This is a genomic window from Cohnella lupini (assembly GCF_003386205.1).
In the GTDB taxonomy this organism is placed as follows: domain Bacteria; phylum Bacillota; class Bacilli; order Paenibacillales; family Paenibacillaceae; genus Cohnella; species Cohnella lupini.
The window spans coordinates 1-13,553 of the sequence record NZ_QRDY01000016.1 but is presented as its reverse complement, the minus strand read 5'-3'; the positions used below and the strand labels follow the sequence as shown (position 1 = coordinate 13,553).

The 13,553-nt window shown below is 48.4% G+C and carries 12 protein-coding genes; 6 read left to right on the top strand and 6 right to left on the bottom strand.

The features are described 5' to 3' along the window. Positions 1–590 precede the first annotated feature (590 nt). The gene (locus DFP95_RS29015) at positions 591–746 is read right to left on the bottom strand and encodes a hypothetical protein (protein ID WP_181907546.1); all 156 of its coding nucleotides are present in this window, start codon (positions 744–746) and stop codon (positions 591–593) included. Between the two features lie 145 nt (positions 747–891). Further along, entirely contained in the window at positions 892–1,656 is a 765-nt protein-coding gene (locus DFP95_RS20960) for an SDR family oxidoreductase (RefSeq protein WP_115994651.1), read from the bottom strand. Between the two features lie 142 nt (positions 1,657–1,798). On the opposite strand from DFP95_RS20960, the gene DFP95_RS20955 reads away from it, so the two are divergent. From DFP95_RS20955 to DFP95_RS20940, 4 genes are read left to right on the top strand one after another with little or no spacing between them, the layout of a single operon-like run. Beyond that, on the top strand, positions 1,799–2,383 hold the full coding sequence (locus DFP95_RS20955) for a TetR/AcrR family transcriptional regulator (RefSeq protein WP_245987810.1): 585 nt from the start codon (positions 1,799–1,801) through the stop codon (positions 2,381–2,383). Between the two features lie 59 nt (positions 2,384–2,442). Further along, positions 2,443–3,321: an alpha/beta fold hydrolase gene (locus DFP95_RS20950; protein WP_115994649.1), complete on the top strand. Its 879-nt coding sequence runs from the start codon at positions 2,443–2,445 to the stop codon at positions 3,319–3,321. Between the two features lie 49 nt (positions 3,322–3,370). After that, positions 3,371–3,727, top strand: coding sequence for an ArsR/SmtB family transcription factor (locus tag DFP95_RS20945; RefSeq protein WP_115994648.1), 357 nt, complete (start codon positions 3,371–3,373; stop codon positions 3,725–3,727). Continuing rightward, complete coding sequence (locus DFP95_RS20940) at positions 3,708–4,214, top strand: SRPBCC family protein (protein WP_220376428.1); 507 nt, start codon at positions 3,708–3,710, stop codon at positions 4,212–4,214. The genes DFP95_RS20945 and DFP95_RS20940 overlap by 20 nt, the downstream gene beginning before the upstream one ends. A 67-nt stretch (positions 4,215–4,281) precedes the next feature. On the opposite strand, the gene DFP95_RS20935 is transcribed toward DFP95_RS20940, so the two are convergent. The 4 genes from DFP95_RS20935 to DFP95_RS20920 form a co-directional block, all read right to left on the bottom strand. Then, positions 4,282–8,238, bottom strand: a complete 3,957-nt coding sequence (locus DFP95_RS20935; RefSeq protein WP_147304199.1) for an S-layer homology domain-containing protein — start codon at positions 8,236–8,238, stop codon at positions 4,282–4,284. Between the two features lie 338 nt (positions 8,239–8,576). Continuing rightward, positions 8,577–9,332: an amino acid ABC transporter ATP-binding protein gene (locus DFP95_RS20930; protein ID WP_115994646.1), complete on the bottom strand. Its 756-nt coding sequence runs from the start codon at positions 9,330–9,332 to the stop codon at positions 8,577–8,579. A gap of 14 nt (positions 9,333–9,346) precedes the next feature. Then, complete coding sequence (locus tag DFP95_RS20925; protein WP_115994645.1) at positions 9,347–10,015, bottom strand: amino acid ABC transporter permease; 669 nt, start codon at positions 10,013–10,015, stop codon at positions 9,347–9,349. Positions 10,016–10,042: 27 nt separating this feature from the next. Continuing rightward, positions 10,043–10,909, bottom strand: a complete 867-nt coding sequence (locus DFP95_RS20920) for an amino acid ABC transporter substrate-binding protein (RefSeq protein WP_115994644.1) — start codon at positions 10,907–10,909, stop codon at positions 10,043–10,045. A 232-nt stretch (positions 10,910–11,141) separates the two neighbouring features. Between DFP95_RS20920 and DFP95_RS20915 the strand changes: the two genes are divergently transcribed. Together DFP95_RS20915 and pcp are read left to right on the top strand one after the other, a co-directional pair. Next, positions 11,142–12,713, top strand: coding sequence for an ABC-F family ATP-binding cassette domain-containing protein (locus DFP95_RS20915; protein WP_115994643.1), 1,572 nt, complete (start codon positions 11,142–11,144; stop codon positions 12,711–12,713). 21 nt (positions 12,714–12,734) lie between these two features. Next, positions 12,735–13,346 carry a pyroglutamyl-peptidase I gene (gene pcp, locus DFP95_RS20910; RefSeq protein ID WP_115994642.1) on the top strand — a complete coding sequence of 204 codons (612 nt, stop codon included), beginning with the start codon at positions 12,735–12,737 and terminating at the stop codon, positions 13,344–13,346. The last annotated feature ends 207 nt before the right edge of the window (positions 13,347–13,553 follow it).

Below are 13,553 nucleotides of genomic sequence, written 5' to 3'. Positions count from 1 at the left end.
TTATTGTTTTTTTCTCGTAAACTGCATTAATTAATGTAAGCAGCTTGATAATAATAATATCCAAAAGTTAAATATATGATTGATAAAGTGAGGGAAAGATGTAATTTTCCACACTTGATTCTTATATCTCGAGTTTTACAACTAGGCTAAGGCACCACCTTACTTTAATCAACTATGTTTAACTATGTTGATTTATTGTTGGGTTCTTTTTTTCGTAGGCTCACAACACTTCTATGGCGGGGTATTTCCAGCCCTTGTTTTTCTGTAAAAGTTAATGTCAGGATTACGAGCGTATAATTGGTCTGACCATGCTGAAATTATTTTCAGGAATCGCGTTGACTCTGTGTTGACTTCGAGACATAAAAAATACATCGCCGGGGCGTACAAGCCGCATGCGATGTGTTCATCAAGAAAGTACTGCTATTCGTCTTTCGCGCTCCTGGAGAATCGGCACGACGTGGTCGACGAAATCGTCTACGCCTTCGGGTAACATGGTCGAGCAAGATGAATTCGTTGACCGCTTCGGCGCGGAAGTACTTCTCTAGCTCATCCGCCAGCTTCACGGGACAAGCGGCACTCTCGGAGAAGCGTTAGTTTTGTTCATTGGTCAACTTTTTCACCCGGTCCGTGACGCTCTTATAGTTCTCGCTGCCCGTATCCCCAAGCTCGGGGAACGGGTTCGTCCAGCGGATATTGGCTGAGGTCGTGATGGTTAAACCTGAACCAACGTCCCAAATAACGCTCATATTTGGCTTGCACTTCTTATTCCGTCGCGTCGACGACCGGGGTGATATCGCAAAATCGAATCATGCTCCGCGATCACGCGAAAAAGGCGACGCGGGTGCCGATGGGCATCCTGCGTCGCCTTAAATCTCGCAAACCTTGTTTGATTTACAGCCGAGAGCCGCCGCTCGCGTCGATCAGTTGCCCGGTAACCCACCGGCTGTCGGAGGAGGAGAGAAAGGAGGCGATATCCGCGACGTCGTCGGGCTGTCCCCATCTGCCGAACGCGGAAAGGCCGGCCGCGAATTCCCGCCCTTCCTGGCTTTGCAGCGTGGCGACGTTCATATCGGTATCGATGATTCCGGGGAGGATGGCATTCACGGTGATTTTCCGATCTCCAAGATGCTGCGCCAAGACGTGGGTTAAAGTATTCACGGCTCCCTTGGATACGCTATACCCTAACAGGCTAGGCATGGCTATCCGCGTAGCGGAAGAAGAGATATTAATGATCCTGCCGTTATTCCTCAGTCTCGATAAGGCTTGTTGAACGATTAGAATAGGAGCGTTGACGTGTATGCTCATGACCTCGTTCAACGATTGCTCCGTCGTCTCCTCGATCGATAACGCTTGTCCGACTCCGGCATTGTTAACGAGTATATCGAGCGGGTTAATGCCGATCAGAACCTTCATCGCCGCATCGAATTCCGCGAACATCGCATCGACTCCATCGCTATCCCTCAGGTCGGCGCCGATCGCGAACGCTATTCCGCCATTAGACTGTATTTCTCGAACGACTTCTTCTGCCGCCTCCTTATTATTCGCATAATGAACCGCCACGATCGCGCCGTCCTGCGCCAACCTCAACGCGATGCCGCGACCGATTCCCCGGCTTGCGCCCGTCACTAAAGCCACTTTACCTTGTAATCCGCTCATGCTTTCAGCTCCTCTTCTTTTTTACATGTTCAGTTATAACATGGGGTCGCATTCGTGATGTTGCTCTCTCATTCACCGACTATGGTCTTGTCAATCGCGAAACCTTTCTCTATAATCAAAAATGAATGGGGGCTCGCTAAAGGTGCAAGTGTTGAAAGACGACATACGGCAAACGATTCTGCGGGCTTCCCGCGACGAATTCGCGCAATACGGTTATAGGGGTGCATCCGTAAAAAGAATCGCGGACAAAGTCGGGATTTCGGTTGGAAACTTGTATAGGTATTATAAGGGCAAGGAAGCCTTGTTCGACTCCATCGCGGCTCCGCTTGTACATGAGCTAGAGGGGCTAATAAACGCACATGAAAACCGATCTCAAGACAATGGCAGCAGTATTTTCGATGGGGTCGTTCATGCATTGACGGCGATCGTTGAGGAATTTCGCATACCGCTCTTAATTTTAATCGACGGAGCCATAGGAACGCGTTACGAGGACGCCGTTCGGAAGATTCATCAAGCGATGGCGAATAATATCGCCAGCCACTTGTCTGAATACAACCGTAAACAGGGACGGGAGGAATTCGAGGAGGAAGCCGCGTGGCCGATATCCGTGGCGTTCATGCAAGGGTACTTCGAGATTATTCGGCGTAACGAAGACCCGGAGGATTGCAGAAGAATGGTTAGGCAATACGTTTCGTTCTGGTATCAAGGCTTGCGGGTGTTTGTATGAACGCTCCGCATTCTTTTTTGCCTTAATAATGAATTATAATTCACTTTTGGAGGATGCATATGAGAAAAGATAGTCGTCAGTTCATAAACGGAAAGGGATATAAGGTAGAATACTCTCTCGTTGGAAGCGGAGAACCCGTCTTGGTTTTACATGGGGGCCATTCGAATTGTTTCGAAGAACTGGGTAATTCCGAGCTCGTCGAGCAAGGCTATTCGGTCATTACTCCATCAAGGCCGGGTTACGGGAGAACGTCGAGGGAGCTTGGCGATTCGTTGAATACCGCATGCGATGTATATATCGAGCTTCTGGATGAGCTGCGGATTCATCAGGTACACGTCATTGCGATTTCCGCAGCCGGACCTAGCGGCATTCATTTGGTTTCGCGATACCCCGATCGGGTGAAAAGCTTAGTCTTGCAATCGGCTGTAACGAAACGCTGGTTAACTTCCGACGATAAGTTATATAAGTCTGCTCGGATTATGTTCCATCCGATTATCGAGAAATTCGTTTGGGCGCTTATGCGTCTTATGAACAAGATTTCTCCGGCTCTGCTCTTCAATAGCATGATCCCCTCTTTTAGCAGCTTGCCGAAGGAGAAAGTATTACCGCAGATCGATGTCGAAGACAGGCGCCGTTTCGGGAAGATGATCGACCTTCAGAGGTCGGGATACGGATTTTTGATCGATCTGGCGCAAACAGGTAGCGATATGACTTCCCTGCTGTCGGCCGTTCATTGTCCTGCCTTGATTATGCATAGCATCCACGACTCATCCGTACCGCTGGAGCATGCTCGTCATGCCCGACTGAATATACCGAACGCTCGGCTTTGCGAGCTTGATTCTTGGGGACATTTAATTTGGCTTGGAGCGGGTAGAGCCGAAATGTACCGTATGTTGTTTGCTTTTCTAACTGATAACAAAAAAGTTAACCTTTCTTGATCATTAATTAAGTATTTACTTAATTAAGTAAATGGTTTATTATTGGTTTATGGATAAATTCACCGCTATCGCAGACCCGACAAGACGCAGCATTATCGAAATGCTGGCCGACCAAGGCCAATTGACCGCTTCGGAAATATACGATCATTTTCAGATCAGCCCTCAAGCGATTTCGCAGCACTTGAAGGTTCTCCGCGAGGCGAATTTCGTTCTGGTGGAGAAGAGGGCGCAGCAACGACTTTACTCGATGAATCCGGACGCGATGGTCGAAGTGGAACAGTGGGCCAGGCAATACAGGGAAATCTGGAGCCGTCGTTTCGAGGCGCTGGACAAAGTACTGAAAGCGCAGAAAGGGAAAGCTCTGACAAATCGAAAAGAAGGGAACGATGGAAAAAATGACGATTAACGCGGAAATCAATCTTACGGCGGAACCGGGAACTCAAGCGATTAAGATTACGAGGGAATTCGACGCGCCTCCGGAGCTCGTATTTCAAGCTTTTACCGATCCGGAGCTTTACGTGGAATGGCTTGGGCCAAGAAGGCTCACGATGACGCTGGAGGTATTCGAGCCGAGAAGCGGTGGAGCTTACAGGTACATTCACAAGGACGATAAGGGCAATGAGTATGCTTTTCAAGGCGTGTATCATGAGGTGACGGTACCCGAAAGAATTATCCAAACCTTCGAGTTCGAGGGCTTACCGGAGAAGGGGCACGTCAACCTGGAGATCGCGACATTCGAAGAGGTTCCCGGCGGGAAAACGAGGTTGATCATGGAGTCCGTTTTCCGGACTGTCGCCGCTAGGGACATGGCCTTGAAGTCCGGCATGCAGAACGGAATCAAGGATTCGTTCGAACGTCTGACCGAGCTTCTGGAGAAGTTGACAGCAAAATAACCGGTATATCATTCCCAATTTACAAAAAAAACCCACCTTTCGGTGGGTTTTCTCGATCGTGTGGCTATTAGATTAATTTTAACGATACCAGCATTCGGTAGAGCAACTCGGAGCACTCGGCACGAGTTGTTTTCTTATCCGCTTTAATCGTAAACTGTTCCGATTGCTTTATAATTTCTTGTTGCAATAAGGCATCAACCGCCTGTGCAGACCAGGTGCTATACCCGGCGGAACTGTTAAAATGCTTTAACGAAGCGGTATCAGCCGATTTGTAGCCTCCATAAATTAGTGCTTGGTAGATGATGGCCACCATCTCTTGCTGCGTGATCATTTGATCCGGACGGAACGAACCGTCCGTGTATCCTTTGAACAACCCTGCCGTAACGGCAGCCGATACGGAGTCGGAATACCATGCGTTCTTGCTTACATCCTTGAATTTGGATATTCCCGTCGATGGGATTATTCCTAATGCCCTGACTAGCAGGGAAGCGGCCTCCGCTCGGGTTACAAGTCCCTCCGGCTTAAAGGAGTTGTCGTTGTATCCCTTAATGACCATGCGCGATGCCAATCGATCTATCGCGTTGGCAGCGAAGAGCGTTGTAGGAATATCATTGAATTTGTTTTCTTGAGAGATAACGGAATAGATTGAATTTCCTTTTCGATAGATGGTCGCGATTACTCGTCCGCCATCCTTCTTGAATGTAGCTGGAACGGGAATCGCTTTCCCGGAAACGGGATCTAGCATCACGGCAGATAAAGTCTCAATAGATTTGTTCGAGAGCTCAAGGGCAATGACATGACCGATGTATTGATCCGTATCATCGAATTGAATCGTGGAGCCTTTGGTGGTTTCTCCGCGAATCGTAAATTCATAAGGCTGACCAACCGGGTCCAATTTCAGTTCGCTTAGAAGTTTTGTAGCCGAATCGGATGCCGTTCCTTTTAACTGGAATACGGAAAGAGTGAACTTAACGATCTCGTTATCTTTCCCGGAGGTGTATAATGCACCGACGGGAATTAGGAAGCCCGACTTCGTTCCTTGGATCTCGATAAATGCGTTTTTGTCTTGGTCGTTGATTTTACCCAATTGACTGCTATCAAGAGAGAAGGAGATCTCGTCTGCGGAATCCTCGACCTGGATGGTTAATTTATTAGATTCGCCGCTCCATTTGGATAACTCGTCGTTTAACAATTCATCGTTCAACTTCACTTGGATCTGAGTTGTACCGTCTGGCTTCTTGATCAACTCAGATTGGAAAAAGCTTGTTCCCGGTTGGTTTGGCACGCCACCACCGCCGCCACCACCGCCGCCACCACCGCCACCACCGCCGCCACCACCACCGCCACCGCCGCCAGCGCCACCACCACCACCACCACCGCCACCACCACCGTCGGGAGGAAGAATAACTCCACCACCGCCACCACCAGGAACAGGGGGGGTACCACCACCGCTACCACCGCTATAGTCCTTTAGGACATAGAAGCTTTCCCGTTTGCCTGGGGATGTGACGCTAACGAATAACGCCGGGTAAATATCGTTGAATAGCAAATTGCTAATTGTTAGCGAAGTTTGTCCGGATGCTACGGTTTTTTGTCCGTATAAAGACCCATCAAGGGCGTAAACTTTAACCTGGTCTCCTGATTGGAGGCCGATAACGGTTACGCTGTCTGTCGGACCATATGCATTGGTGACCGTAATCTGCTCGGGCTTAGGAGCAATCGTCATCCTATCGGGAATTTCGGTAAGATAATATCCGGGAGATTCGTTATCGTTCTCATCGATCAATTGAACAGCAATTACAATTGCTCCATCCGGTATCGTGGTACCTTGCGCGATAGGCAATTCATAGTTGGCTTGGCCGGAAGCCGTTACGAACCCGAGGGGCTGTCCGAGAATATCCTCTTCATCGCCGAAATAAATAGCATATCGGTCACCCGGCAATTCGCCCTCTGCTTTGCCGAATGTGACTTTTCCTCCGATGGTTTCACTAGAAGCATCGGTATCGATTAGAATAGCATCTTCGACGTAATACGTATCCGCATCCCATAAGCGGATGATTGTTTCAGCTTCTTCCATAGGGCGATCTTGACTGTAGGTTCCGCTAACGATAGGAGTTATACCGATTTTTTTGACCAAATTAGGAATTGTCTTATTAATCCTATACGAAAAACTGCCATCCTGCTGCCGTGAATAGGAGTAAACGAACTCATCGTACGTTCCGTCAACAGGTCGGTTATTAGCGTCATAGTATCTCAGACGATATTTGACTACGCTTTGGGCCATTGACCCGGGAATGAACACTAGTTGTCCATCGATCAACGTCGACTGGGGATTGTCGTCAAGGAAAAATGGAGCGATTGGTTTGAACCCTTCGTTCATTTGTTGGTTCAAGCTTTCATAGCTTTCGAATTTCAATAACGAATATTCTGGGTTATCGGAATCTCCGTTACCGGTATACAGGATGATGGAGCCATCCTCTTTAATATGGCCGTACGATATCGGAAATGGCAACGAATAGATTAGGTTAAAGGTATCCCTATTGTAGAATCCGTTGGTAGCGAGTACGAGGTTACCGCGAGCAGAAAGCAAATTAGCGTTATAGTATTCGTTCTTATACGTGCCGTAAATTAGATTTAAGTCATTGGAAGCAAATCTAGTCGACGCATAGTAAGTATAATTATCATCTAGAATAATATTTCGAGTTCCATAAGAGCTGCCCTCCGCGGTTTGTTGTACGATTTGCTTGGACGCGGTGTTCATCTTAAATAGTTTTCCGCCGGAAGAACCCGTCTCGCCGATATACAAAGTCGAAGCATCGGATGATAGAGTGAGCCGTGGAGTACTGTAACTCATTGGGAAAGTGGTATAAACCGTGTCGAATACGCTGATATTGCTGAATCCGCCCGGAGTTACGTAATACGCCTGCCCGATCCCAGCAGCGATATCGTTCGTTACTTCACCGACTTCAAGTTCGGTTATAGGCGCCATGAAGTCTGTTTCGTTGTTCGTATCTATCTTTGCAATATGAGTGCTACCGCCTAACGATACGTATAGAACACCGTCGCGAATGTCAACATCGGTGGGCTGAGAGCCTATGTATCGATCATTCAGAACCTCGAATGTTTCCGTATCCAACTGCAGTAAACGATTGGCTTCACGCGAGACCGCGTATAAGTAGCGTTCATTATCGCCATAAACGAAAGCCGTCAATTCCCGATTAAACGTGACCTGATTATTGTCGTTAGTATAATGAATTGCCGTATGATCAAAAGGAAGATCAAATGTCCGTTTATTGATCGATGTCGATCTGGACTGATAAGAATAAACGCTTCCGTTGCTATCGACAGCTAACAGCGAACCGCCGTCTAAGGAATCATAGGTTGCAACCGTTGTACCGTTTTCTTTTAAAACGACTCCCGAATTCGTATAAAGATAATCGTTTCGCGCGGCTAAAATATGACCTGAATACGTAGTGGAGACGATTCGTTGGGTGTTCGGGTCCACTTGGAAGTTTCCATAGTAAACCGAATCATCCGCAACTAAAAGGGATGAACTGTAACCGCCTTCTTCAGGGCTCATAGTCCATAATGGGGATCCGTTCGACGAATTAAAAGCGAAAAGCTCATATCGGGATATTCCGGTTTCTCCAGCGTAAAGTCTATGTGTCGCACGGTCGATCGCCAACTTCGGTTGATAGATCGTATTTTGAATAACGGATTCCGAACCGGTCGTCAAATCCTTATGGCGAATGGAAACCCACTGATTGCTACCCGCGTAATAAAGATGTGTTCCGTCTACAGCTACTTGAGATGGTTTTTCCGTTGTAGCTATCGTACTTTCCAAGCTTTGGGTGGCCAGGTTCACGACGGCGATCAACGTCGCGCCGCTTAAAGCAATGTATAGCTTGTCTCCATCCACGTCCATGCCGTCGGGAGAGGAACCGATGGGGAGGCGCTTTTCGATCTGAAAGGTATCCAGTCGAATAAATAATAATTCATTGGTGTCGAACGAGGTAGCATACATATAGCCACGTTGATCGTCGATCCACATACTTCGTATAGTAGAACCTATACTAAGATTTTGATTCGTTTGTGTAGGCGTGTATGCAGATGCAGCCGGAGTAAAACTTCCAATCGGAAATAAGGAGAAAATACATAGAATTACAATTAATAATGCCGTTAACTTGCGCGTTCGATAATGAAACATAGAATGAATGTGCACCCCTAATTTTCCGGATAAGTTCTAAAGCAATTACATTGTAACTTATATCCACTTGAGTTATAAAGCGGAATTATTATGGAATGTAAGTCGTAACGTAAAAAAGCGCCATCCCTTAGTCTTTATAGGGACAGCGCTTTTTGCTATTCTTCGGACTTGCCGTTCAGGTGATTTAGAAATTGGATAGCCCTCGAAGATTTCGGGTTATTCAGCACCTCTTGAGGAGAGCCTTGCTCGATGATAAGACCATCGTCCATGAGAATAATATGGTCGGCTACGTCCGCCGCGAATTTCATTTCGTGAGTGACGATCGCCATCGTCATGCCTTCGGCTGCCAGCTGCTTCATGACCTTCAGCACATCCCCGACTAATTCGGGATCAAGCGCGGACGTCGGCTCATCGAAGAGCAGCACTTCCGGGTCTATGGCCATCGCTCGGGCGATAGCGACCCTCTGCTGCTGTCCTCCCGATAGCTTATGAGGATAGGAGTCGGCTTTATCGGCAAGGCCTACTTTCTCCAGCAGAACCTCCGCGCGTTTTCGAGCCTCGCCTTTGTTTTTCTTCTGTACCGTCACTTGCGCTTCCATTATATTTTCGATTGCGGTCATGTGCGGAAATAAATTAAACGATTGAAACACCATTCCCGTACTTTTGCGCAAGGCTAGAATGTCTTTTTGAGGGATTTTCGCGCCTGCATGAAACTCGAAGGAGTTGTCCCCCAGCTTAATCGAGCCCCGATCGGGCACTTCCAGCAGGTTGAAGCATCGCAATAAAGTGGTTTTACCCGACCCGGACGGACCGATGATGACAAGCACTTTCCCTTTGGGCAAGGTGACATCTACGCCTTTAAGCACTTCCAGAGAACCGTAAGATTTATGCAAGCCACGAATTTCGATCATACTCACGGCCTCCTTTAGCTGGCGGAGAAACGTTCGAGACGTTTCTCTACTTTATTTTGCAGAACCGACAAGACGGAACAGAATAACAAGTAAATGACTCCCACTTCGCAATAGATAAGCAAAGGTTCATAATAATAAGCGACATACTGTGTTGATTTCTTGAACATCTCGACGAAGGTGATGACGGACACAAGCGATGTATCCTTAACCAGACTGATGAAGGAATTACCCAGAGGCGGAATGGATACCCGCGCGGCTTGAGGAAGAATAATGCGCCTTAAAGCCTGCAAGCGCGTCATTCCAAGCGAATAGGAAGCTTCCCATTGGCCTTTCTGAATCGACAAGATCGCGGCTCGCACGATTTCCGATCCGTAGGCTCCTACGCTTAGCGAAAGCCCGATTATCGCCGATATATAAGGACTTAATATAATGCCGGCGCTAGGTAATCCGTAGAAAATAATAAATAGCTGAACCAAGAGTGGAGTTCCTCGGATAATCCACACGTAGAAGCCCGCGATAAGTTTAGGGATCCTCCAGGAGGACAACCGGATGAGCGCGGTAATTACGGCGATGATTAAGCCCAATGCGAATGTAATCAAAGTGAGCGGAATCGTATAAAGAACCCCTGCTTTAAGCAGGGGCCAAAAGGTATCCATAACAATTTGTATTTGACGATCATCCATCGTTCAGACATCCTTTATGCGGTTCTTTTATTTGGAAACGTCGGCTCCGAAATATTTCTCGGAAATGGTTAAGTAAGTTCCGTCGCTTTTCATGGCGGCTAGCGCTTCGTTTACGGCTGCGATCAAGTCGTCGCTTCCTTTACGGAACAGCGCGGCGCTAGAGGAAGCATCTTCCGTTTCGGCAACGGATTTGATTTTCACGTCCGGTTTTTGCTTCTTCAGGTCAAGGAAAGACAAGCTGTCGTTAATGGTCGCGTCCACGCGTTTCGATAGCAACAAATCGATCGCTTGGTTAAAGCCTTCCGTATCTACGATCTCGGCTCCGTTTTCTTTGGCGATATCCGCCAGGTTGCTCGTTAACGCTTGAGCGGATTTCTTGCCTTTAAGGTCGGCCAACGTCTTGATCTCGTTGTTATCTTCATGAACGAGCAGTACGGCTTTGGAGACGATATAGGAGTCGGAGAAGTCGTACTTTTCTTTACGATCATCCCGAATAGTAACTTCATTAAACACGGCGTCGAATCTCTTCGCATCTAGTCCGGCAAAAATACCATCCCATGGCGTTTCGACGAATTCGGCTTCGACTCCCAGACGTTTGCTGACTTCTTGCGCGATTTCGACATCGAATCCGGTTAGCTTTCCATCCTTGTCATGGAAGGTAAATGGAGCATACGTTCCTTCCGTTCCGATGACGAGTTTTCCGCTAGCTTTTATCGCTTCAAGAGCACCTTGAGAAGACGGGCTTGACGATTCAGTATTTGCAGCCGATTCGGCGGGCGATGCGGAAGGCGAGGCGGAGTTGGAAGGCGCTCCGGAGTTCGAGTTTTTACCGCAAGCGGCCAATAAAGCCACGGTTAGTACGAGTGATAATGTTAATAGGCTAGTTCTTTTCATAGGTAGTTCCCCTCTCAACTGTCTGACTAAGTCAGTAAATTGAATAGTACACGGTCTTGATGTCGACGTCAATATTTATCCGACAAAAACAGTAGGATTAAATAAAATCGCCATAAAAACTTCAAACTTGATGAAAGTGTTTACCAATTGCATGAATTGTATGAATGACGGAAGGGTTGGCCTTTAAAATGTTATAATCACGCTAGACCGACGGGACGAGAAGGGTGATGGAATGAGCTTAATACGTTTGGAAAACGTGACGAAGAAATACGAAGATACGATGATCTTCCGCGATATTTATTTTAAGGTGAGCAAAGGAGAGCGGATCGGCTTAATCGGTCGGAACGGCGCCGGCAAATCGACCGTGTTCAAGCTGATCATGGCAAGGGAGGAGCCGACTTCGGGGAAAGTGGAGGTCGATCCGCAAGCCAAGGTGGGGTACTTCTCGCAATTCTCGGAATTGCGCGGAAGCCTGTCGGTTCAGCAGGAGTTGGAGATGTGCTTCGAGCAAGTCGCGCTTATCGAGCGGGAGCTGCAAGAAGTAGGCGAGAAGCTGGGACAAGTCTCGGATAACGAAGAGATGGATCGCTTGCTAACGAGGCAAGCCGAGCTATTCGAGCAAATGGAGCATCTGGACGGCTGGAACGTGTCCGTCGAGATCGATACGGTTCTCACGAAGCTCGGGTTCAACGATAGATCGCGCAACCAGCCGGTCGACGAGCTGTCCGGAGGCTGGAGAAACCGAGCGGCTCTCGCCAAGATGTTAATCCAACTGCCCGATGTCGTATTGCTCGACGAGCCGACGAACTACTTGGACATGGAAGGGATCGTGTGGTTGGAGCAATGGCTGCATCGGTTCAACGGAGCGATGATTCTCGTATCGCATGACCGGCAATTCATAGACAGGGTAGTCACTCGGACGATCGAGATCGAGAATTATCATTTTCAGGAGTACGAAGGGAATTACACCGACTATATTCGCAAGAAGAAGCTGCGGAAGAAGGAATTGGACCGCCAGTTCGAGTGGGAGGAAGAGCTTCTGCTCATGGAATCCGAGGCTATAGATAGCCGCGCGAGCAAGAAGTCGTCCAAGGACCGCTTCGCACGCCAATTGGCGGATAGTAAGAAGCGAGTCGAGCCGCATCCGGTAAACGTGCTGATAACGGATATATACGAAAGACTGCGGTTTCCGGACAAGCTCTGCGAAGCGAAAAACATAGGACAAACGTACGACGGCAGAACGATTTTCCAGAACGTGAGCTTCGACATACAGAAGGAGGACCGACTGGTGATCGTCGGCCCTAACGGGAGCGGAAAATCCACGTTGATCAAGGTGCTTACGGGACAAGAGAAGCCTGAGACCGGAGAAGTCGCTTGGGAGAAGGGTGTTAGCTATGCGTATTTCAACCGGGTGTGGGAGGAATTGGACCCTAAGGACACGGTGAGTCACGCCGTGAATACCTATGGTCTGGGTCTCGATGCGCCGCGCAAGAAGGTGAATAAGTTCCTATCCATGCTGCAGTTCTCCGAGATGGATCTGAGCAAAGTCATTGGAAACCTGTCCGGCGGACAGAAAGCCCGCGTGGCTCTGGCGAAGTGTCTGTTGTCCGGCGCCGCCGTCATCATCCTGGACGAACCGACCAACCATCTGGATCTGACGAGCATTCAGGTCATGGAGCAGGCGCTGATCCATTTTCCCGGTGCCGTTATCACGGTCAGCCATGATCGGTTCTTCATAGATAAGATTGGGACTAAGATGCTCACGTTCGACCCTATTTCGGGAGTAACCGAGCAGAGCCTATAGCAGGTACGGGGAGGGAATAGGATGAAAAAAGTACTGCTGACGGGTTTTGATCCGTTCGGAGGGGAAGTGATTAACCCTGCTTGGGAAGTGGTTAGCCATTTTCAAAGTAAGCCGTATGATGAATTCGAGGTGGAGGTCAAGCAGATCCCGACGGTATTCCGCAAGTCGATTGAAGTACTAACGCGGGCGATACGGGATGTTCAGCCGGATGTTGTCATTAGTCTCGGACAAGCGGGAGGCCGAAGCGATATCTCGGTTGAACGCGTGGCGATCAATGTAGACGATGCCATGATCCCGGATAACGAGGGCAATAAACCGATCGATGAGATCATTGTCGCGGACGGTCCATCGGCCTATTGGTCTTCATTGCCGATCAAGGCGATTACGGCGGATATATGCAAGTCTGGAATACCTGCCTCAATATCGCTCTCCGCGGGTACGTTCGTATGCAATCATCTTTTTTATGGACTTCAGCATATGATTGCCACGGAGTTTCCGAATGTAAAAGGCGGCTTCATTCATATCCCCTATCTGCCGATACAAACCGTCGGACGATGGCCGGCGATGCCAAGCATGAGCTTGGACGTTATGGTGAAAGCCATCGAAATGGCCATAATCGCAAGCGTTCGATAAGTATCTGAAGGATGCGGATCATGTGCACGAAGGTGTGAGACGGGTTAGATAATAAATGGCTTTTTGAGGGAAGGGTCGTCCGATTTTTCGGACGGCCTTTTTTGAAACATATCGCGCCTAGCCAAGCTAGGCACAACTAGCCGGTGGAAGTCCGGTCGAGGTAAGAGCCAAGTCGCCTCGTAGCTGACGGGCAACTGGTGGAGAGAT